Genomic DNA, 20,435 nt, shown 5'->3' on the forward strand with positions numbered 1-20,435 from the left:
CTGAGCCACACTTGGCCGTAAGCTGCGCGAGCCGTGATGGCCGTAACTGTGTACGCAAGAGGTGCTCATGCGAATTTTATTGGTCGAAGACAACCGCGACATCCTGGCCAATCTGGCCGATTACCTGGGGCTCAAAGGCTATACCGTCGATTGCGCCCAGGACGGTCTGTCGGGCCTGCATCTGGCGGCCACCGAGCATTACGACCTGATCGTGCTCGATATCATGCTGCCCGGTATCGACGGCTACACCCTGTGCAAACGCCTGCGCGAGGATGCCCGCCGTGATACCCCGGTAATCATGCTCACCGCCCGCGATCAACTGGACGACCGTTTACAGGGCTTCAAGTCCGGCGCCGACGATTACCTGATCAAGCCCTTCGCATTGTCTGAACTTGCGGCGCGGATCGAAGCGGTCATGCGTCGGGCGCAGGGCGGCGGCCGGCGTGCCTTGCAGGTCGCCGATCTGAGCTACGACCTCGACACTCTGGAAGTGACCCGCGAAGGCAAGCTGCTCAAGCTCAACCCGGTCGGCCTCAAACTGCTGGCGGTATTGATGCAGAAGAGCCCGCACGTACTGCGACGGGAAATTCTCGAGGAAGCGCTGTGGGGCGATGACTGCCCGGACAGCGACAGCCTGCGCAGCCACGTTCACCAATTGCGTCAGGTGATCGACAAACCGTTTGCCAAACCTTTGCTGCACACCGTGCACGGCGTCGGTTATCGCTTGGCCGAGGGGCGTGATGGAGTTTAAGCAAAGCCTTTCCCAACGGATCATCATCGCCTTTGCGCTGATGAGCGCACTGGTTGCCGGCGCTTTCGCCATGGGCATTGTCGCGACGGTGCATCTGGTCGAGGAAAAACTGATTTCGGCGGGGCTGGGCGGCGATCTGCAGCGCCTGTTGCTGATGGACAATGTCTCCGACTGGAGCCATCGCCCGGAGCCGGACCAGCTGTTCTATTTCAGTGGTGGCCCCGGCGACTTCGACTTGCCCAAGGATCTGCGTCATCTGGATGCGGGTTTCCATGAAGTCTTCCGCGAGCAGCTGTCGTACCACGCCATGGTCGAAGTTGTGGATGGCCGGCGGTATGTGCTGCTGCAGGATCAAAGCGATTTCGAAGAACGTGAGCGTGTGCTGTTTGCCGTGGTGCTGGTGGGCTTCGTGCTCAGCCTGGCGCTGGCGGTATTCCTCGGCTGGGTGCTCGCGCGCAAGGTAATGGCGCCAGTGGTGCGCCTTGCACGCCAAGTTCGCCATCGCGATCAATTGCTGGGTTTGGCGCCGCCGCTGGCGCCGGACTACGCGGCTGATGAAGTCGGTGAACTGGCGGTGGCATTCGATGCCACGCTGGGGCGTTTGCGCCAGGCTCTGACCCGCGAACGACTGTTCACCAGTGACGTCAGCCACGAGTTGCGCACGCCGTTGATGGTGCTGGCGAGCTCCTGCGAACTGCTGTTGGAAAACCCGGGAATCGACCAGCGCGGCCGTTCCCAGGTCGAGCGCATTGCCCGCGCCAGCGAGGAAATGCGCGAGTTGGTGCAGACCTTCCTGATGCTCGCCCGCGCACAAAATGAAGAAGCCGGGGCGGCACCGCAGCAAAACCTGACGCAAGTGGCAGAAAGTCTGGTGTGCCTGTGGCGCGAGCCGATTGAGCGCAAGGGACTGACCCTCACCCTCGAACCCGGTAACCCTGCGGATACCCGCTATAACGCAACCCTGCTGAACGCCGTGATGGGTAACTTGCTGCGCAACGCATTGCATTACACGGAGCAGGGTTTCATCCGCCTGACGCTCACCGCCAACGGATTTGTCGTCGAAGACTCCGGCGTCGGCATCCCTGAAGAAAAACGCGAGGCCATGTTCGAGCCTTTCGTGCGGGGCAGCGAGAAGCGCGGGGAGGGGCTGGGGCTGGGTTTGTCATTGGTACAACGCATCTGCGAAAACCAGGGCTGGACTGTCAGCCTGAGCACGATGGAACCCAATGGCTGCCGCTTTGAGGTAGATCTTGGCCATTTCGGACGCAAATAGTGGCTTCAGGCTACTCCCGCCAACCTGTCTAAATCCTGTATAACGTTGTAATAATTTGTCGGTTTACCTGACATTTTTTTCACATTTGGATGACCTGACGCTGACACACCGCTCCTTAAGGTGGTGCCATCAGTAATTCAGGAGTCCTGGTGATGACCGGCCCGATCAAGCTCGATTTTTCCGAAAAGTACGACGATCAACACGCTAAGAAATATCTGCGCAAACATAAAGAAAGCCTCGGACGTCGTCTTTCCCATCTACGCGACGAGCAGTTGGCGCGCAAGGCTCTGACCCTGGCCGGCGAACCTGGCCTTGTGCTGGATTTGCCTTGCGGTGCCGGACGCTTCTGGCCGTTGCTGGCGGAAAAGCCCAATCGGGTGATTATCGGTGCGGACAACTCCGAATCGATGATCAAGACCGCATTGGAAGGACAACCGGCAGATGTGGTGAAACGGGTGCAACCTTTGCACACCTCCGCTTTCGATATTGCTCTGCCAGATAACGCCGTCGACAGCATTTTCTGCATGCGCTTGCTCCATCACGTCGGAGAAGCCGAGCACCGTCTGGCGATTTTGCGCGAGTTCGAGCGCGTAACCCGTGACAGCGTGATTGTTTCGCTGTGGGTCGACGGCAATTTCAAGGCATGGAAACGCAAGCGTGCGGAGAAGGATCGTCCCAACCGTGACTACCAGAATCGCTTTTTGATTCCGGCGGCTACGGTCGAAAAAGAATTTGAAACGGCGGGTTTCCGTATTCAGGAACAACTCGACTTTATTCCGCTCTATGCGATGTGGCGAGTTTACGTATTACGCAAGAGGTAAAGGATGGCAGTGCAAATGGCAGCAGAAGCGCAAGTGACTCCCCAGGATAGCTTCGACTACTACTGGAGTCAGCGCGGTGAGTGGGTCGAAGAACCCAATGTGCGCCGTGGCGGCGAAAGTGGTGTGCAACGCATTGTCGGTCGCGATGGCCAGTTGCTGTATGCCAAGCGCCAGACCGGACACATTTATCGCAGTTGGCTGCATCCGTTCGGACGTCCGACCGTATTGCGCGAGCTGGATGCCCTGACCGGTGTCAGCAAGCTTGGCGTGCGCGTACCGCAAATCGTTTTCTGTGGTGCCCAGCCTGATCCGCAGCACAAGTGGCGTGCTCTGCTGGTGACCAAGTCTCTGGACGGTTTCCAGGAACTGGAACACTGGCTGGCGTCTGCCGGTGGTCGCGATCAGTGCGGCGACGCAGTCTATGAGCGTGTGCTCAAGGATCTGGCCGAAAACCTGGCGCGTATGCACAAGGGCCGCTGGCAGCACAGCTGCATCTACATCAAACACGTTTTTGTACGGGTGACGGGCGAAGGCGAGTCGGCCACCGTTGAGGTGGCGTTGATCGATCTGGAGAAATGCCGCCAGCGTCTGACCGCTTATCGCGCAGCCTCCCACGACATGAAGCAATTGCGTCGCCATTCGTCGTTCCGCGATGCCGACTGGAAGAAACTCGTCTACTTTTACGAGACGGCGTTTGGCAGCGCTATCAAAGGTTTATAGCGATGAAACTCGAAATTGCACGAGGTTTGTTTTTGGTAGGAGCCTTGGCAGTTGCTTCACTGGCGGTGGCTGCCTGGGAGCAGCCGCGCATGCAGGTCCTCGGCGCATCCACGACGGATGCGCATTGTGCAGTACCACGGGTGGCGAAAGCCTCCGTGGCAACTCAACCCGATCATGATTTGTTGTTGTTCATGTTCGGACTTACTCAAGGCATGAGGCCACAGAGTTGAACCGATTGAAGCCAAAATAAAAGGCCTCGCAGATGCGAGGCCTTTTTTTTGGATGCAAATCCCCCTGTAGGAGCTGCCGAAGGCTGCGATCTTTTGATCTTGATTCTAAAAACAAGATCAAAAGATCGCAGCCTTCGGCAGCTCCTACAGGGTCAGGGTCAGGGTCAGAGTCAGGTCCGAGTTAGAGTCAGGTCAGAGTCAGGTCCGAGTCAGGGTCAGGTCAAGGTTTGGTATCGGCTTTCGCCAGCAGGGTGTAGATGCAGGGCAAAACGAACAGCGTAAACAACGTCCCGATCGACATCCCCGTCGCAATTACCATCCCGATATCAAACCGGCTGACCGCCCCCGCGCCGGTCGCCAGAATCAGCGGCACCATGCCGAACACCATCGCTGCCGTGGTCATCAATACCGGGCGTAGCCGAATCGCTGCGGCCTCTTCGACCGCTTCACGCGCCGACAGGCCCTTGTCCTTGCGTAACTGGTTGGCGAACTCGACGATCAGGATGCCGTGCTTGCTGATCAGCCCGATCAACGTCACCAAGCCGACCTGGGTATAGATGTTCATGCTCGACCAGCCGAGGAACAGCGGGATCAGCGCACCGCAGATCGACAGCGGCACCGTCACCAGAATCACCAAGGGATCACGGAAACTTTCGAACTGCGCCGCCAGTACCAGGAAAATGATCGCCAGTGCTAGCGCGAACGTCACCCACAAGGCACTGCCTTCCTGCACGAATTGCCTGGATGCGCCGCCATAGTCGAACGCGAATCCGGCCGGCGCCTCTTCCCGGGCGATCTGCAAAACGGTGTCGATCGCTTCGCCCATGCTCACCAGCGGGAAACCAGAGATTTTCGCCGCGTTGAGCTGTTGGAACTGGTTGAGTTGACGCGGTCGTGCGCGGTCGCTGACCTTGATCAGCGTCGACAGCGGCAGCAACTCGCCCTGGGTATTTTTCACGTAGTAGTTGTTCAGCCAGTCCGGGTTGTCACGGAAGGGGCGTTCGACCTGGGCGATGACCTTGTAGCTGCGCCCTTCGATGGTGAAGCGGTTGATTTCCGCCTCCCCGAGCAACGTCGCCAGAGTGCCGCCCAGATCCTGCATCGACACGCCCATCTGCGCCGCTTTGGCGCGGTCGATGTCGACCACCACTTCCGGTTTGTCGAATGCCAGATCGAGGTCGACGAAGGCAAACTTGCCTGACTCCATGGCGCGTTTCTTGATCCGGTCGGCCACTTGCAGCAGCAGTTCGTAGTCGTTGGCCGTGTTGATCACAAACTCGAATGGCAAGCCTTCACCTGTGCCGGGCAGGGAGGGCAGGTTGAAGCCGAAAATCTGCAAGCCCGGAATGTTCTGCAGTTTGCCTTGCACCTCGGGCAGGATCTCCATCTGGGTGCGGCTGCGCTCGTTCCAAGGCTTGAGCAGGAACCCGCCAATGCCCGCCTGTACGCCGTTGTAGCCGTTGATCTGGAACGAGGAGTAGTACTCCGGAAACTCCTTGAAGATCTTGATGAATTCGTCGGTGTAGGTGCTCAGGTAATCGAGGTTGGTTGGCTGCGGGGCGGTGGCCATCATGAAAATGATGCCCTGATCTTCGTCCGGCGCCAGTTCCGATTTGGTGAACTTGAGGAACACCGGGATCAGGCACAGCACAATCAAGGCGAACACCAGCACCACCGGGCGTGTGTTCAACGTGCCGTGCAGCGTGCTCTGGTAGCGGCGCTTGAGGCTGTCGAAGACGCGATCGAGCCGATGCGCCAGGCCTGTGGGGTTTTCCTCGTGGCGCAGCAAAAAGGCACACATCATCGGTGACAGGGTCAGGGCGACGACGCCGGAAATCACCACGGCGCCGGCCAGGGTTAGCGCGAACTCCTTGAACAGCGCCCCGGTCAGCCCGGTGAGGAAACCGATTGGCGCATAAACCGCCGCCAGGGTGATGGTCATCGACACCACCGGCATGGCGATTTCACGCGCGCCCTCAAGCGCTGCATCAAACGGGGTTTTTCCTTCCTCGATATGCCGGTGGATGTTCTCCACCACGACAATCGCATCGTCGACCACCAAGCCGATGGCCAGCACCATCGCCAACAGGGTCAGCAGGTTGATCGAGTAGCCCATCATCTGCATGAAGAACATCACGCCGATCATCGACAGCGGAATGGTCACCACCGGGATTACCACCGAACGCAGTGCGCCGAGGAACAGGAACACCACGACGATGACAATCAGCACCGCCTCGAACAGGGTTTTCACCACTTCGTCGATGGAGGCCTGAATGAACAGCGTGGCGTCGTAGGCGATCTCGCTTTTGAGGTTCGGCGGCAACTGCGCCTCCAGCTCCGGCATGATCTTGCGCACTTCCTTGATCACATCCAGCGGGTTGGCTCCCGGCGTGGCCTTGATGCCGATATACACCGAGGGCGTACCACCGAACGAACTGATCGAGTCGTAGTTTTCCGCACCCATTTCGACCCGCGCGACATCGCTGAGCAGCACGCGGCTGTCACCACTGACCTTGAGCGGAATCGCCGCGAAGGCTTCGGCGGACTTCAATTCAGTGTTGGCATTGATGCTGGTGACCACGTACTGGCCTTTCACTTCGCCGGCGGCGGAGAGGAAGTTGTACTGGCGCACGGCGTTGGTCACGTCGCTGGCGCTGAGGCCGAAGCCGGCAAGCTTCACCGGATCAAGCCACAGGCGCATGGCGAACACCTGATTGCCGAGGATCTGCGCTTCGGCCATGCCCGGCAGGGTTGCCAGTTTTGGCTGGATCACCCGTGACAGGTAGTCGGTGATCTGCGGGTTGCTCAGGTCTTTGCTGAAAAAACTGATGTACATCAGCGCCGAGGCGTCGGCGGATTCCTTGCTCAGCACCGGGTCTTCGGCGTCTTGCGGCAGTTGGTTTTTGACTTCGTTGGCCTTGGCCAGCAACTCGGTGAACAGGCGGTCGGTATTGGAGCCGATGCGCGCGTAGATCGAAATCGTCGAGAAGTTCTGCCGACTGACCGAGGTCATGTAGTCGATGCCCTCGGCGCTGGCCAGGCTCTGCTGCATCGGCTGGGTGATGTAACCCTGAATGGTTTCGGCATTGGCCCCGGGGTAGGCGGTGGTCACCGTGATCAGGGCGTTTTCCATTTGCGGGTACTGGCGCAGCGGCAGCTTGCTCCAGGCCTGGAAGCCCAGCAGCACAATCAGCAGGCTGACCACGGTGGCGAGCACCGGGCGGCGGATGAACGGGTCGGTAAAAGCCATGGGGATTCCTTGATCAGTCGGCGCGGGGCGGACTGTTCTGCTCGCCGAGGGTCTTGTCGTCGCTGATGGCAATGTGTGCGCCGTTGTCCAGTTTGATCTGGCCTGCCGTCACCACTTGTTCGCCGCTCTGCACGCCCTTGTTGATCATCACCAGCCCATCGCGACGCTCACCGGTTTCGATGAAGCGTCGCTCGGCGATCAGCACTGGTTGGCCCTTGTCGTCTTTTTCGAGGCTGCCGTCTTCGGCTTTCTTCTGCCCGACCACGTAGATCGAGTTGCCGTAGAGGGTGTAGGTGATCGCGCTCTCCGGCACCACGATGTGTTTCTGCGGATCAGGCAGCAGCACTTCGAGGCTGGCGAACATGCCCGGCAACAATTTGCCGTCGGGGTTGGCCAGGGTGGCGCGTACCAGCACGTTACGCGTGGTGCTTTCGACGAGCGGGTTGATCGCGCTGATCTTCCCCGTAAAAATCTGCCCGGGGTACGCGGCGGCCGAGATATTCACCGGTTGGCCGAGGGCCAGTTTCGGCACCGATTGCTCGGGCACATAGAAGTCGGCGTAGAGGCTGCTCAGATCCTGCAGAGTGGCAATTTTGGTGCCGCTGGCGAGGTAGTCGCCGATGTCGACCTGACGGATGCCGATGGTGCCGCTGAACGGTGCGAGGATGCGTTTTTTCGCCAGCGCTGCGTTGAGCTGGTTGACCGTGGCCCGCTCCTTTTGCAGAACCGCCGAGAGTCGGTCGTATTCACCTTTGGAAATGGCGCGACTGTCGATCAGTTGGCTGCCACGGCCGAAGTCCAGTTGCGCCAGGCCCAGGTCGGCTTTGGCGGTCTCCAGCAGAGCGGCTTCAACGGCGCTGTCGAGTTGCAGCAGCGGTTGCCCGGCCTTGACCTTCTGCCCTGATTCGAATTTGAGCTCGGTGACGGTGCCGGAGGATTCCAGGCTCAGGTCGACGCCTTGCAGGGCCTTGAGGCTGCCGACGGTGGGCAAACGCATCTGCCACGGACGCTCGCTGGCAGTGGCCACGGCGACGCTGATCGGCGGTTTCGGCTTGGAGAAGCCTTGAACCATGGTGTAAATCGAAAAGGCTTTGTACCCGCCCAACACCAGGACGATCAGCAAAACAACACCCAACATGATCAGCATGCGGCGACGCAGCATATTTCCAGTTCCTTGGATAAATCAGGTGAGACAGGCGGGAACATTACTCCGAGTTCAGGGGGGATTCCAACTGGCAGTTTTTACAGGGGGGAGGAGAGAAGAGAGGTGAAGTGAATAAGTCTGAACACAACCCCTGTGGCGAGGGGATTTATCCCCGATGGGTGGCGAAGCCGCCCCAAAACCATTACACGCGGTTCATCTGTTGAACCGCGTGTAACGGTTTTACGACTGCTGCGCAGCCGAACGGGGATAAATCCCCTCACCACAGGTTTTGAGTCATCCCCAAAAGAAGTGTTATCAGGCCAGAAGTCGGAACTCAAGCCATCAGATGAAGATGGTTATCCCAGAGCCCTGCCGGTAATTCCAGCGGCTTGGCCAGCAGTTCAGCCTGACGGCAATCGTAGTAGCGGCAACGCCCCTGACCCGAGGTCACGACAAAGCCGTCCTTCACCGCACCCACACCTGCGCAATCAGGCAATGGCGCATCAAGGCGCACTTCGCCGCTGTCCAGATCCCAGATAAAGAATCGATTACCACGCGGCGCTGTCAGTGCGACCAGACGCAAATCGCTGTGTACCGCAACGCTGGCCGTGTAATGCCCCATCGACTGCAATTGATGCTCAGGCACCGGGAACGCCACGAACGGTTGCCCCGGACGTTTGATCGCCAGCAGCTCAGAACGCTCATGCGACGCGCCCATGAATTGCTGACCGGCGACGATGGTGCCATCGCTGGCAATCCCCAGGTGGCGCACGCTGTTCATCTGCTGGGCGAGGGTTTCCTTGCTCAGCAGGGTGCCGTCGCGTTGCATCAGGACCAGGCTCGGTTCCATGGCGCTGAGGTTCATGTCGACGCGGCTTTCCGCCTCGGTCCGAATCCCGCCGTTGGCCACCACCAGTGTCTCGCCGTCGGGCATCCACGACACCTGGTGCGGGCCGAGACCATGGGTGGAAATCTCGCCGCTGTGCACCAGCCGCTCACCTTCGAACTTGTACACCCCGAGCAAGCCACGACCCGGATCGGTGGTGTCGTTCTCGGTGGCGTACAGGTATTCGCCGTCCTTGTGCACCACGGCGTGGCCGTAGAAATGCCGGTTCGGCTGCGACGTCACGGTTTGCAGCAACGTGCCGTCACGCAGGTCGATCAGATAGCTTTCAGTGCCCGGCCGACGGGCGACGAACAGCGCAATCGCAAGCGTCGGATGATTGATGATGTCGTGGCAGCGCTGACCCACCTCGGTGGCGAACACGCGCGTGCCATCCAGCCGATAGCCGACGGCGTAGTGCTTGCCGTCGGTATCGTCGCGAGCCGACAGCAGCAGCGGGCTCTGATCCTTGCGTTTGAACAGCGTCCAGCCGCCCAGCGTCACTGCTCCCAGCAGCAAACTACCTAAAGTCAGAGCCTGGCGTCGCAGCATGGCACTTGCCCTCATCAGTCACCGTCGTTGGCGTTGAAGCCCAGTTGAATACCCAGCGCCTTGGCCAGTTCGCCTTCGTGCAGGCGATGGACGACGTTGAGGCTGTCGTAGATGTCGTTGAGTTGTTGCCGACCGGCGTCGTCTTCAAGCATTTCGCCGAGCGAACGCTGGGTGCTGTCGAACAGTTTCAGCGACGCGGCATAGGCAGCATCGATCTTGTCCGCCAGTGGCTTTTGCTCAGCCGGCAACAGACCGCGCAGGCCTTTGTTGTCGACGCCTTCCCAAACGGTTTTGGCGGCGGCGAGGCTGGCTTGCAGCGCGGTCATTGACGACTGGCTGCGCCACGCATCGGCCTGGAATGGCTGCGGCACACCTTTGCTCTGACGGCCCATCGGCGTGCCGAGTTTTTTCTTCAGGGTGTCGAGCGCGGTGACCTGCACACGCAGCAGATCGGCGATCGCTTCGTGGGAGTCAGCGTAGCGCTGGTTGGGGAACTTGCTCATCTGCGCGAGCATGCCGTCGGTGTTGTTCCAGCCTTGCAGAATCTCTTCGGCCAATTGCTTCTGGCGTTCGCCGATGGCGATCAGCAGCGGGCAGTATTTGGCTTTCTGCTCAGCGTTGGCGACGTCTGGCTTGGCGTCGAACAGGATGTATTCGTAAGCCGACAGGCCTTGCACCACCACGCTCGATTTGGCCAGTGCGGCGGCGTCGATCTGCGGTTGCGCGACGACCAGTTGCTCGACCTGACGGCCGACGAGGTTTTTCTTGTCGGGCCAGAACTGCACCTGCCACGAACGGTTGCCCTCGGCCAGTGGCCCGATCAGCAGCGGTTGCAGCTCGGCCCAGGCTTTCTGCGCGTGCAGGAAGTCGGCGCGGGCGGTTTCCAGCGTCTCTTTGCCCTGGCAGTAGGCGAGGGCGCTGACGGCCAGTTGCTTGTCGGCCTCGGCCCAGCGCGTGTAGGTCGGCAGGATCACCGATTTGGCGATGGCAGCCGAGGTAACGGCTTGCGGATCCTGCGGCGAGCAGGCGCCGAGGGCGATGGCGGCAAGGCTGGTGAACAACAGCTTGGGACGGAACATGTCGGGCTCCCGGATCTTTATCTGTATTTAAAGTGAGTTCAAAAACGCCAGCAGCGCGGCACGCTGATCGGCATTGAAAGCTAAAACCTGTTGCTGCGCAGCTTGCGCTTCGCCGCCGTGCCAGAGCACCGCTTCGAGCAAATTGCGAGCGCGGCCATCATGCAGAAACTGGGTGTGGCCACTGACCGCTTGCGTCAGGCCGATCCCCCACAACGGCGGCGTGCGCCAGTCGCGGCCGGAGGCCTGGAATTCGGTGCGGTTGTCGGCCAGACCGTCGCCCATGTCATGCAGCAGCAGATCGCTGTACGGGCGAATCACTTGATTGGCCAGTTCAGGTTCGGCCGCGTTGGCGGCGGTGGTGTATTTCGGTGTGTGACACGACTGGCAACCGGCCTGGAAAAACAGGTTTTTGCCGGCCAGCACTTGTTCGTCGTTGATGCCTCTGCGCGCGGGCACGGCCAGGTTGCGGCTGTAAAACAGCACCAGTCGCAGGATGTTATCGCTGACCTCCGGCTCGCCATTCGGGCCATTGCCGTTCGGCGCCTGTTTGCAGGCGGTTTGCGCGTCGGTGCAGTCATCGAACGGTCTCAGGCTGGTGGTGAGGCCCATATCACCTGAAAACGCGTGAACATTCTGTTGATTGAGGTTGGGTTGCCCGGCTTTCCAGCCAAATCGACCGATGACGGTTTTTTGCAGTTCGTCGTCCCAAACGCGGTTCGGTCGGCCATTGATGCCGTTTTTGTCTTTGGCCTGCGCGGCAGCGTTGGCGAGGATCGCATCTTCGGGGATCGCTTCGAGCAGGCCGAGGCCGATCATCGGCGGGGCGACACGCGCCGAGAAACGCGTGTCCGGGTGCATCGGGCCGTAGCCGAGCTGAGTGATCTGCAGCGCCGGTTTGCGCAGTTCGACTTCGGTGCCGTCCTTGAAGCGCACGGGAACCGGCGTGTACTCGACGCGCACCTTGCCTTCCGGCGTAACACCCGGCACGGCCATGTCCTGGAACTGTCCGCCGTACACCGGCTCCGGCACTACGCCGAGCTGCTCGATGACTTTGGCGTATTGCGGCGCATCGGGGATCGACAGGCGCACCAGCATCGACACCGAGTTGGCCGCGTCTGGCAGTGGCGGATGACCGCGACCGTCCTTGATGTGGCAGTTCTGGCAGGCGTTGGTGTTGAACAGCGGGCCGAGGCCGTCGCGCGCGGTGGTGGTCGACGGCGCTGTCACCCAAGGGCTGCGAAAGAAACTGTTGCCGACGCTGAAATCCACCCGCCGCGACGGCGGCAGATTGGCCGAGGGCAGGGAGAATGCGTTCTGATCGCTCTTGCGCACGGTCGCCGCACCGCCCGAGCGTGCTTCATCGGGCTCAGCCTTGATGAAACGCGGGGCGTCATCGCAGGCACTCAGGCCCAAGGCCAGAAACAGTGCGGACAAGCGAAGAAGCAGCGAGGGCATCAGACATCCTGCGGACGGGCGAAAACAAAGGCGCAAAGTCTAACAGGGCGAGGGAGTTTGAATAAGAGGAATTATCGTTTGCTTGATGTGGGGCAGATCCCTGGGCCAATGCAAAACCTTGTAGGAGTGCTCGGCTCTTGGGAGCACCAACCAACCTGTAGGAGCTGCCGTAGGCTGCGATCTTTTGATTTTGCTTTAAAACAACAAGATCAAAAGATCGCAGCCTGCGGCAGCTCCTACATGTGGGGGCGCTTTTGCAGGCATGAAAAAGGCGACCCGAAGGTCGCCTTTTTCAGTCAGACATTGTTGATCAGAACTCGTGATCAGCGCTGTCCGGGTTCAGGTCGCTGATGCCCAGTTTGCCGGCAGCGGCTTCGATCGAACCGGTCTGCTTGACCAGGGATGCGATGGCGTCACGGACGATCTGGTTGCCAGCGGTGTTGCCGGCAGCGATCAACTGGTCGTAGTGCTCACCCTTGTTGGCGTGATCAACCATGACCTGGATCTTGGCTTCGGTCGCGGCCAGATCGGCTTTCAGTGCGGTGTCGGCAGCCGGATCGGCCTTGGCCACCAGCGACGACAGGCTGGCGCCGGTCATCTTGGTGCCGTCAACACGGGTGTACTCGCCCAGGTAAACGTTACGAATGCCTTTGGCATCGTAGAAGTGCGAGTAGTGAGTGTTGTCGCTGAAGCAGTCCTGTTCGTCTTCCGGGGAGTTGGCTTCCAGAGAAACCTTCATGCGCTCGCCCGCCAGTTCGCCCAGAGACAGGCTGCCCATGCCGAAGAGCATTTTGCGCAGACCGGTTTCGCCCGACTCGGCTTCCAGGGTGGCGCGGTAGTTGTCAGCCACGTTTGGCTTCCAGTTACCGACCATTTCTTCCAGGTCGCTGACCAGCAATTGGGTCACGGACTTCAGGTAAGCGCGGCGACGATCGTTGTGACCGCCAGTGGCGCCGGCGCCTTCCAGGTAGTCGGATGCAGGACGGTTACCAGCGCCAGGGCCGGTACCGTTGAGGTCCTGGCCCCACAGCAGGAATTCGATGGCGTGGTAGCCGGTGGCGACGTTGGCCTCGGAACCGCCCAGTTCATTCAGGCTGGCGAGTTTTTCCGGGGTGATGTCTTTGACGTCGACCTTGTCTTCGCCGACCTGTACTTCGGTGTTGGCGATGATGTTGGCCGCGGCACCCGGGTTACCCAGTGCGTGCTCGTAGGATTTGTCGACGTAGTCGATCAGACCCTCGTCCAGCGGCCAGGCGTTAACCTGACCTTCCCAATCGTCGATGATGGTGTTGCCGAAGCGGAACACTTCGCTCTGCAGGTACGGCACGCGAGCAGCGACCCAGGCAGCCTTGGCGGCTTTCAGGGTGTCGGCATTCGGCTTGGCCAGGAAGGCGTCGACGGCGGTTTGCAGGGTTTTCGCGGTGGATTCGGCATCGCTGTAAACGGCGAAGACCATGTCGGCGTAGTGCGCGACCACAGCCTTGGCGGCGGCATCGTCAACTTTACCGGCAGCAGGAGCAGGCGCAGCGGCAGGGGCTGGAGCAGCGCTGCTGGAAGCCGGCGTCATTTCAGAGGCTTTGTCTTTGTCTTTGCCTTCGCCGCAACCGGCGAGAGAAATAGCGATGGCCAGCAAACTGGCGGTAGCCAGAGGCATACGAATCATGGCGAACATCCTGCTTCGGTAGTTGAGTGGACTCGCGCTGGGGGCGCAAAACTGCGACATAATGCAAATCTTTCGCATTATGTGTAAAGGGTCGTGCTTGGAAATATTTCTTATTCGCGCATCAAGATCAAAAGATCGCTGCCTGCGGCAGCTCCTACAGGAGAACGCATTTCAAATGTAGGAGCTGTCGAGTGAAACGAGGCTGCGATCTTTTGATCTTCTAGAGGATTGCCGCGTTGCTGCGCTGCGCCTGCTTCAGATAAACGCTCAGCTCGCGTGCCGGCAGCGGTTTGCTGTAGTGATAGCCCTGACCTTCGTGGCAGCCTTCGGAGATGATGTAGCTTTCCTGCTCGGCGGTTTCAACGCCCTCGGCGATCACCTGCATGCCGAGGCTTTTGCCCAGTTGGATGATCGCGCGAACGATGGTCGCATCGTCGTCGTCATCGAGCAGATCCTGCACGAAGCTCTTGTCGATCTTGATCTTGTCCAGCGGCAGGCTTTTCAGATAACTCAGCGATGAATAGCCGGTGCCGAAGTCGTCGATGGCGATCAACGCGCCCGAACGGCGCAGGCTCAGCAAGTGCTGGGCAGCGGTGCTGATGTCTTCCATCAGGCCGGTTTCGGTGACTTCCAGTTCCAGGCTGCGCGGCGGCAGGCGGTACATCTGCATCAAGTTGTTGACCACCCGTGGCAGCTCGGCGTGGTGCAATTGCACGGTGGACAGATTGACCGCCATGCGCAGATCGGCGAAGCCTTGATCGTGCCATTCGCGCAATTGCTTGCAGGCCTGATCGAGTACCCACTCGCCGATGGCGATGATCGTGCCGTTCTGTTCGGCCAGCGGGATGAACAGGTCCGGCGGCACCAGACCGTGCTCCGGGTGCTGCCAGCGAATCAGCGCCTCGACACCGACCACGCGATGATCGCGATAGCTGATCTGCGGCTGATAGACGAGGTAGAACTGGTCACGCAGCAACGCATCGCGCAGGTCTTTTTCCAGTTCACGCCGGCGGCGCATCTCGCTGTCGACGCTGGCGATGTAGAACTGATAACGATTGCGCGAGCGAGTCTTGGCCAGCGTCATGGTCTGCTCGGCTTTCTGCAAGAGCTTCTCGGTGCTGTCGCCATCTTCCGGGAACAGGGTGATGCCGATAGTCGCGCGCAGGCGGATTTCCTGATGATCAAGGGCAAACGCTGCTTCCAGGTCATCGAGAATGCTTTGCGCCAGTTCCGCGGCTTCGTAAGGCTGTTCAATATCGGCTTGCACCAGGGCGAACTGATCGCCGCCCAAACGGGCGAGGGCGCCGAGGCGGCCGCTGTGGGCGCGTAGTCGGTCGGCCAGCGCCAACAGCAATTGGTCGCCGGTCTGGTAGCTGAACTGCTCGTTGATGCCTTTGAAATCGTCCAGCCCCACGCATAACACCGCGACCCGGCGTTGCAGTTTGCCGGCGTCGACCAGAATCTTGTCCAGTTGCTGCTGCAACTGTTGGCGGTTCGGCAGACCGGTGAGGAAATCGTACTGGGCCATGCGCAGCAGACTGTTTTCCGCTTCGTGACGCAGATGCGTATTGCGTTCAATCGATTCGAGCAACTGGTTGGCGGTGTTGATCCAGATGCCCAGTTCGTTTTTCTCGTGGCCCTTGAGCTGCGGGATCTTGTGCTCGCTGGGACGGTCCGGATTGATCTCGGTAAGGTGCTCGATGATCCGTGACAGCGGTTTGGTCAGCAGCCAGTGATAAACCAGATACAGCACCAGGCCCATGGCCAGCGCACGCAAAACGCCGGAGATAAAGATGATGACCGAACTGACGATAAAACCTTCGCCATAGGTGGCGGTGTCGAGGGTGATGCTCAGGTCGCCATAATATTCACTGTACGGCCCGCGTCCCACCAGTTGGGTGGTGAAGGTGCGCTCCTTGCCCAGAATCAGGTCGGTCAGCCAGCGGCTGCTGGAATGCTGCAACTCGCGGGATTTTTGCGCGAGCATGGCTTCATTGGGATGGCCGATAGAGGCCTGACGCACGGCGTCGTCCTGGAACAGGCCTTCGATCACCTGCATGCCCATCTCCCGATCCAGGCTATAGACGGCCTGAGTGGAGGGGTCGCGGAACATATCGAGGATGCGTTCGGCATCGCCGGCCACGGCCTGACGGGTTTTATAGGCGTCGAACACAATCTGCGCGCAGCTCAAGACTACGCCAACGATCAATGCCGACAGGAGCACGACCCGGAGCAACTTCACCGACAAGCTGTTCTTGAGTTCCAGCTTCAAAGGGTTATTCCTTGTTCCGTGCGGGTAGCGTCAGTTTGCCATGAGTATTGGCAATCCCGTGTTGGCAGTCAAAGGGACAATCGGGCACAGGATAATTTGCCTGTGGGCTTGGCCAGAATGCTGCCATCTGGAGTATTAGCCCTATTTGTACTGTGTCGGTAGTTTTAGCCCTCAACTTGAGCGATGCGGGGCAAATTTTCCTCTGTTGGATGTTAGCCCGCTGTGGCGCGGCAGCAAGCAGCGCTGACCAGCATTCACCGTGAGAAAAACGCTATCCCCTGTAGGAGCTGCCGAAGGCTGCGATCTTTTGATGTTGATTCTATAAACCATGATCAAAGATCTCAGCCTTCGGCAGCTCCTACATAAATCAAAGGCATAAAAAAACCCGGCCATGGCCGGGTTTTTTATCTGGCGCGCAGCTTAAGCAGTAAAGGTTTTGCCTTCGAACTGCTCGGCAACAAACTTCCAGTTGACCAGGTTCCAGAACGCTTCGACATACTTCGGACGAACGTTGCGGTAGTCGATGTAGTAAGCGTGTTCCCAGACGTCGCAGGTCAGCAGCGGGGTGTCGCCGCTGGTCAGCGGGTTGCCGGCGCCGATGGTGCTGGCCAGGGCCAGGGAACCGTCAGCCTTTTTCACCAGCCAGCCCCAGCCGGAACCGAAGGTGCCGATGGAGGTTTTGCTGAACTCTTCCTTGAACTTGTCGAACGAACCGAAAGCAGCGTTGATGGCTTCAGCCAGCGCGCCGGTTGGTTGACCGCCAGCGTTTGGCGCCAGGCAGTTCCAGTAGAAAGTGTGGTTCCAGACCTGAGCGGCGTTGTTGAAGATGCCGCCCGAGGAAGTCTTGACGATCTCTTCCAGGGTCTTGCCTTCGAACTCGGTGCCTGGCACCAGGTTGTTCAGGTTCACGACGTAGGTGTTGTGGTGCTTGTCGTGGTGAAATTCCAGGGTTTCCTTGGAAATGTGCGGCTGCAGGGCATCGTGTGCGTAAGGCAGCGGCGGCAATTCGAAAGCCATGATGATTCTCCTAATCAGGTCTGTTGCGGTGAGCGCAAGGCCGATCACGGGCGGCCAGAAATGCACCGACGAGTTTTTACTCTTTGCGGCGCAGGGTTCGGATCATAGCACCGGGGTTGCGGCTTAACCACGCAACAACTGTGTGGAATAGAGGTTCCAGAGCCTTTTGGAATAAATCAGCCAGCGATAATTAATTGACCCGCCACGGCGAACATCATCAACGCCACGACCAGATCGAGAATCCGCCATGTGCTTGGCCGAGCCAGCCAAGGCGCCAGCCACGCAGCACCCAGCGCCAAAGTGAAAAACCACAGCAGTGACGCACTCGCCGCGCCCACCACGTAAGCGCCCGGCACTGATTGCTGAGCACCAAGTGAGCCGATCAGCAACACCGTATCCAGATAAACGTGCGGGTTGAGCAACGTCACCGCCAGCGCACTGAGCATCACCGCCCGCAGCGAACGCACGGTCTGGTTCCCGCCCTGATCCAGACTTTGTTTCGAGAATGCCCGGCGCAGTGCCTGGCTGCCGTACCAGATCAGGAAGGTCGCGCCGCCCCAACGGGCGATCGCCAGCAGCGTCGGACTCTGCGCCAGAATCGTCGCCAGACCGAAAACCCCGGCAGCGACCAGCAGCGCATCGCACACCACGCACAGCGCTGCCACCGGCAGGTGATGCTCGCGGCGCAGGCTCTGCGCGAGGACGAAAGCGTTTTGCGTGCCGATGGCCATGATCAGTCCCAACGCCACCAGCAAGCCGTTCACATAGCTCTGCCACATAACAATTACTCCGCGTTGGCTGCGAGATCGCGCAGCACTTGCATGGCGCGCTCGGCGTCGGCCTGGCCGACAAATAGATGGTCGTGGTAGTAGCCGGCGATCACGTTGCAGCTGATTCCGGCCTTGCCCAGTGCGGTGGCGAACGCGGCGGTGAGGCCGACCGCTTCCAGCGCCGAATGCACGTTGAGAGTGATCCACGCGGCAACATAGTCGAAGCTCAAACCGGCCTGCTCGGCGTGGGCACGTTCGAGAATCACGGTCAGCCCTTCCTGTTCGCGGAAGCTGCCAATGACCTCCAGACCGCTTGGTAAGTTGCCGTTGCGCAGGGTGCAGAACACGTATTCGCCGGCATTGAGTTGCGGACTCATGCTGCGCAGCAAGGTCGTGAGTGAAGTTTCGCCAGCCATGAGTGAAGTCCTGATAAGAGTGCTTGCTGGCTATTCTCCGACTGAAAGCTGTATAAGAAAAACCAATAATGCTGATCGCTCATTAGGAAAACTGATGTTCGACTATAAATTGCTTTCCGCTCTGGCCGCCGTGGTCGAGCAGGCCGGATTCGAGCGTGCAGCGCAGGTGTTGGGTTTGTCCCAATCGGCGATCTCGCAGCGGATCAAACTGCTCGAAGCGCGGGTCGGCCAACCGGTGCTGGTGCGCGGTACGCCGCCATCGCCGACCGAAATTGGCCGGCGTCTGCTCAACCATGTGCAGCAGGTGCGCTTGCTTGAGCGCGACTTGCAGAGCCTCGTGCCTGCATTGGATGAAGAAGGGCTGCCGGAACGCCTGCGTATTGCCCTTAACGCCGACAGCCTCGCCACGTGGTGGGCGCCAGCGGTGGGGGATTTCTGCGCCGAACAACATTTGTTGCTCGATCTGATCGTCGAAGACCAGACTGTCGGCCTCAAACGCATGCGTGCCGGTGAAGTGGCCGCCTGCCTATGCGCCAGCGAACGACCGGTAGCGGGTGCGCGCAGCGTTTTGCTCGGCGCCATGCGCTATCGCGCAATGGCCAGCCCGGCATTTATCGAGCGACATTTCCCCGATGGCGTGCGCGCCGAACAACTGCCGCGCACGCCGGCGCTGGTGTTTGGCCCGGACGATTTCCTCCAGCATCGCTATCTGGCATCGCTGGGCGTGGATGGCGGTTTCGAACACCATTTGTGTCCATCATCCGAAGGTTTTATCCGTCTGGCCGAGGCCGGTCTGGGCTGGGGCCTGGTGCCGGAACTGCAAGTGCATGAGCAATTGCAACGCGGCGTGTTGCGCGAACTGCTGCCAGATAAACCGATCGATGTGCCGTTGTACTGGCATCATTGGCGCAATGGCGGTCAACTGCTGGGCTTGTTGACCGAGCAATTGGTGCGTTCTTCAGCGCAATGGCTGGTGCCCTTGAAGCAGCTGTAAGCGTCAAGCTGCAAGCGGCAAGTGAAGCGCTTGCGCACTGTTTTTATCTTGCAGCTCGAAGCTTGAAGCTCGCAGCTGGTTTTGTTGGAGCTCTACATGAAAATTCTGGTCACCGGCGCAAGCGGCTTCATTGGCGGGCGCTTTGCGCGTTTCGCCCTGGAGCAGGGCCTGGACGTGCGGGTCAACGGCCGCCGCGCCGAGAGCGTCGAGCATCTGGTGCGCCGTGGCGCCGAGTTCGTCCCCGGTGATCTGACCGATCCGCAACTGGTGCGCGATCTCTGCGCCGACGTCGAGGCCGTGGTGCATTGCGCGGGTGCGGTTGGCTTGTGGGGCCGTTATCAGGACTTCCATCAGGGCAATGTGCAGGTCACCGAAAATGTTGTCGAAGCCTGTTTGAAACAACGGGTGCGGCGTCTCGTGCATTTGTCGTCGCCGTCGATTTATTTCGATGGTCGCGATCATCTGGGTCTGACTGAAGAGCAGGTGCCAAAACGCTTCAAACATCACTATGCCGCGACCAAGTACCTGGCCGAGCAAAAGGTCTTTGGCGCACAGGAATTTGGCCTGGAAACCATCGCCCTGCGCCCGCGCTTCGTGACGGGCGCCGGCGACATGAGCATTTTTCCGCGCCTGCTGAACATGCAGCGCAAGGGCCGTCTGGCGATCATCGGCAACGGCCTGAACAAGGTCGATTTCACCAGCGTGCACAACCTCAACGAGGCGTTGCTCAGCAGTCTGCTGGCAGCCGGTTCTGCGTTGGGCAAGGCCTACAACATCAGCAACGGCGCCCCAGTGCCCTTGTGGGATGTGGTCAATTACGTGATGCGCAAAATGGACGTCCCACAGGTCACCAAGTACCGATCCTACGGGCTGGCTTACAGTGTCGCGGCGCTGAATGAAGGTGCCTGCAAACTCTGGCCGGGACGTCCGGAGCCGACGCTGTCGCGTTTGGGCATGCAGGTCATGAAGAAAAATTTCACCCTCGACATCAGCCGTGCACAGCATTATCTGGACTACGATCCGAAAGTCAGCCTGTGGACGGCCCTCGACGAGTTCTGCGGTTGGTGGAAAGCCCAGGACATTCGCTGAAACCTGTTGATACCAATCGGCCGGCCGGCAATGAACCGCACCGCAGGTTGAGGGTC

The 20,435-nt window shown here is 59.7% G+C and carries 17 protein-coding genes; 7 read left to right on the top strand and 10 right to left on the bottom strand.

The genetic code is table 11. The annotated features are described in order from the left end of the window. The first annotated feature begins 67 nt into the window (after nucleotides 1-67). The 5 genes from colR (at nucleotide 68) to ICA16_RS06565 (ending at nucleotide 3,795) form a co-directional block, all read left to right on the top strand. The gene (colR, locus tag ICA16_RS06545; RefSeq protein WP_042560717.1) at nucleotides 68-751 is read left to right on the top strand and encodes a two-component system response regulator ColR; all 684 of its coding nucleotides are present in this window, start codon (nucleotides 68-70) and stop codon (nucleotides 749-751) included. Then, complete coding sequence (locus tag ICA16_RS06550) at nucleotides 741-2,024, top strand: sensor histidine kinase (protein ID WP_150616212.1); 1,284 nt, start codon at nucleotides 741-743, stop codon at nucleotides 2,022-2,024. The genes colR and ICA16_RS06550 overlap by 11 nt, the downstream gene beginning before the upstream one ends. Before the next feature lie 152 nt (nucleotides 2,025-2,176). Then, a complete protein-coding gene (locus ICA16_RS06555; RefSeq protein ID WP_150616211.1) occupies nucleotides 2,177-2,845 on the top strand; it encodes a class I SAM-dependent methyltransferase in 669 nt (222 codons plus the stop codon). Between the two features lie 3 nt (nucleotides 2,846-2,848). Continuing rightward, nucleotides 2,849-3,565 (top strand): lipopolysaccharide kinase InaA family protein, encoded by a 717-nt coding sequence (locus tag ICA16_RS06560; protein ID WP_150592799.1) that lies wholly within the window; start codon nucleotides 2,849-2,851, stop codon nucleotides 3,563-3,565. Between the two features lie 2 nt (nucleotides 3,566-3,567). Further along, nucleotides 3,568-3,795, top strand: coding sequence for a hypothetical protein (locus tag ICA16_RS06565; protein WP_042560713.1), 228 nt, complete (start codon nucleotides 3,568-3,570; stop codon nucleotides 3,793-3,795). Nucleotides 3,796-4,015: 220 nt separating this feature from the next. Here ICA16_RS06565 and ICA16_RS06570 read toward each other — a convergent pair whose 3' ends face one another. The 10 genes from ICA16_RS06570 to ICA16_RS06615 form a co-directional block, all read right to left on the bottom strand. Beyond that, on the bottom strand, nucleotides 4,016-7,045 hold the full coding sequence (locus tag ICA16_RS06570) for a multidrug efflux RND transporter permease subunit (RefSeq protein ID WP_150601711.1): 3,030 nt from the start codon (nucleotides 7,043-7,045) through the stop codon (nucleotides 4,016-4,018). Between the two features lie 13 nt (nucleotides 7,046-7,058). Next, nucleotides 7,059-8,207, bottom strand: a complete 1,149-nt coding sequence (locus ICA16_RS06575; protein WP_150601710.1) for an efflux RND transporter periplasmic adaptor subunit — start codon at nucleotides 8,205-8,207, stop codon at nucleotides 7,059-7,061. A 316-nt stretch (nucleotides 8,208-8,523) separates the two neighbouring features. Next, the gene (locus tag ICA16_RS06580; protein WP_150601709.1) at nucleotides 8,524-9,624 is read right to left on the bottom strand and encodes a DUF1513 domain-containing protein; all 1,101 of its coding nucleotides are present in this window, start codon (nucleotides 9,622-9,624) and stop codon (nucleotides 8,524-8,526) included. A gap of 14 nt (nucleotides 9,625-9,638) precedes the next feature. Beyond that, complete coding sequence (locus ICA16_RS06585; protein ID WP_150601708.1) at nucleotides 9,639-10,703, bottom strand: imelysin family protein; 1,065 nt, start codon at nucleotides 10,701-10,703, stop codon at nucleotides 9,639-9,641. A 27-nt stretch (nucleotides 10,704-10,730) separates the two neighbouring features. Continuing rightward, nucleotides 10,731-12,158 (bottom strand): di-heme oxidoreductase family protein, encoded by a 1,428-nt coding sequence (locus ICA16_RS06590; protein WP_210700260.1) that lies wholly within the window; start codon nucleotides 12,156-12,158, stop codon nucleotides 10,731-10,733. Nucleotides 12,159-12,468: 310 nt separating this feature from the next. Then, nucleotides 12,469-13,821, bottom strand: a complete 1,353-nt coding sequence (locus tag ICA16_RS06595; RefSeq protein ID WP_150601706.1) for an imelysin family protein — start codon at nucleotides 13,819-13,821, stop codon at nucleotides 12,469-12,471. Between the two features lie 220 nt (nucleotides 13,822-14,041). Next, entirely contained in the window at nucleotides 14,042-16,093 is a 2,052-nt protein-coding gene (locus ICA16_RS06600; RefSeq protein WP_150601705.1) for a putative bifunctional diguanylate cyclase/phosphodiesterase, read from the bottom strand. Nucleotides 16,094-16,513: 420 nt separating this feature from the next. After that, the gene (locus tag ICA16_RS06605) at nucleotides 16,514-17,110 is read right to left on the bottom strand and encodes a superoxide dismutase (protein ID WP_042560704.1); all 597 of its coding nucleotides are present in this window, start codon (nucleotides 17,108-17,110) and stop codon (nucleotides 16,514-16,516) included. 176 nt (nucleotides 17,111-17,286) lie between these two features. Beyond that, nucleotides 17,287-17,889 carry a LysE/ArgO family amino acid transporter gene (locus ICA16_RS06610; protein WP_150601704.1) on the bottom strand — a complete coding sequence of 201 codons (603 nt, stop codon included), beginning with the start codon at nucleotides 17,887-17,889 and terminating at the stop codon, nucleotides 17,287-17,289. A 5-nt stretch (nucleotides 17,890-17,894) separates the two neighbouring features. Continuing rightward, nucleotides 17,895-18,296, bottom strand: a complete 402-nt coding sequence (locus tag ICA16_RS06615) for an ACT domain-containing protein (RefSeq protein WP_150616205.1) — start codon at nucleotides 18,294-18,296, stop codon at nucleotides 17,895-17,897. Between the two features lie 94 nt (nucleotides 18,297-18,390). On the opposite strand from ICA16_RS06615, the gene ICA16_RS06620 reads away from it, so the two are divergent. Beyond that, a complete protein-coding gene (locus ICA16_RS06620; protein ID WP_150616204.1) occupies nucleotides 18,391-19,290 on the top strand; it encodes a LysR family transcriptional regulator ArgP in 900 nt (299 codons plus the stop codon). A 96-nt stretch (nucleotides 19,291-19,386) separates the two neighbouring features. Then, the gene (locus ICA16_RS06625) at nucleotides 19,387-20,379 is read left to right on the top strand and encodes an NAD-dependent epimerase/dehydratase family protein (RefSeq protein WP_150601701.1); all 993 of its coding nucleotides are present in this window, start codon (nucleotides 19,387-19,389) and stop codon (nucleotides 20,377-20,379) included. Nucleotides 20,380-20,435: the final 56 nt, after the last annotated feature.

This window comes from Pseudomonas anatoliensis, assembly GCF_017976235.1.
Lineage (GTDB): Bacteria > Pseudomonadota > Gammaproteobacteria > Pseudomonadales > Pseudomonadaceae > Aquipseudomonas > Aquipseudomonas anatoliensis.

Coding starts and splice junctions, on each gene's coding strand:
- colR (WP_042560717.1), top strand. CDS start 68: ATGCGAATTTTATTGGTCGAAGACAACCGCGACATCCTGGCCAATCTG.
- ICA16_RS06550 (WP_150616212.1), top strand. CDS start 741: ATGGAGTTTAAGCAAAGCCTTTCCCAACGGATCATCATCGCCTTTGCG.
- ICA16_RS06555 (WP_150616211.1), top strand. CDS start 2,177: ATGACCGGCCCGATCAAGCTCGATTTTTCCGAAAAGTACGACGATCAA.
- ICA16_RS06560 (WP_150592799.1), top strand. CDS start 2,849: ATGGCAGTGCAAATGGCAGCAGAAGCGCAAGTGACTCCCCAGGATAGC.
- ICA16_RS06565 (WP_042560713.1), top strand. CDS start 3,568: ATGAAACTCGAAATTGCACGAGGTTTGTTTTTGGTAGGAGCCTTGGCA.
- ICA16_RS06570 (WP_150601711.1), bottom strand. CDS start 7,045: ATGGCTTTTACCGACCCGTTCATCCGCCGCCCGGTGCTCGCCACCGTG.
- ICA16_RS06575 (WP_150601710.1), bottom strand. CDS start 8,207: ATGCTGCGTCGCCGCATGCTGATCATGTTGGGTGTTGTTTTGCTGATC.
- ICA16_RS06580 (WP_150601709.1), bottom strand. CDS start 9,624: ATGCTGCGACGCCAGGCTCTGACTTTAGGTAGTTTGCTGCTGGGAGCA.
- ICA16_RS06585 (WP_150601708.1), bottom strand. CDS start 10,703: ATGTTCCGTCCCAAGCTGTTGTTCACCAGCCTTGCCGCCATCGCCCTC.
- ICA16_RS06590 (WP_210700260.1), bottom strand. CDS start 12,158: ATGCCCTCGCTGCTTCTTCGCTTGTCCGCACTGTTTCTGGCCTTGGGC.
- ICA16_RS06595 (WP_150601706.1), bottom strand. CDS start 13,821: ATGATTCGTATGCCTCTGGCTACCGCCAGTTTGCTGGCCATCGCTATT.
- ICA16_RS06605 (WP_042560704.1), bottom strand. CDS start 17,110: ATGGCTTTCGAATTGCCGCCGCTGCCTTACGCACACGATGCCCTGCAG.
- ICA16_RS06610 (WP_150601704.1), bottom strand. CDS start 17,889: ATGTGGCAGAGCTATGTGAACGGCTTGCTGGTGGCGTTGGGACTGATC.
- ICA16_RS06615 (WP_150616205.1), bottom strand. CDS start 18,296: ATGGCTGGCGAAACTTCACTCACGACCTTGCTGCGCAGCATGAGTCCG.
- ICA16_RS06620 (WP_150616204.1), top strand. CDS start 18,391: ATGTTCGACTATAAATTGCTTTCCGCTCTGGCCGCCGTGGTCGAGCAG.
- ICA16_RS06625 (WP_150601701.1), top strand. CDS start 19,387: ATGAAAATTCTGGTCACCGGCGCAAGCGGCTTCATTGGCGGGCGCTTT.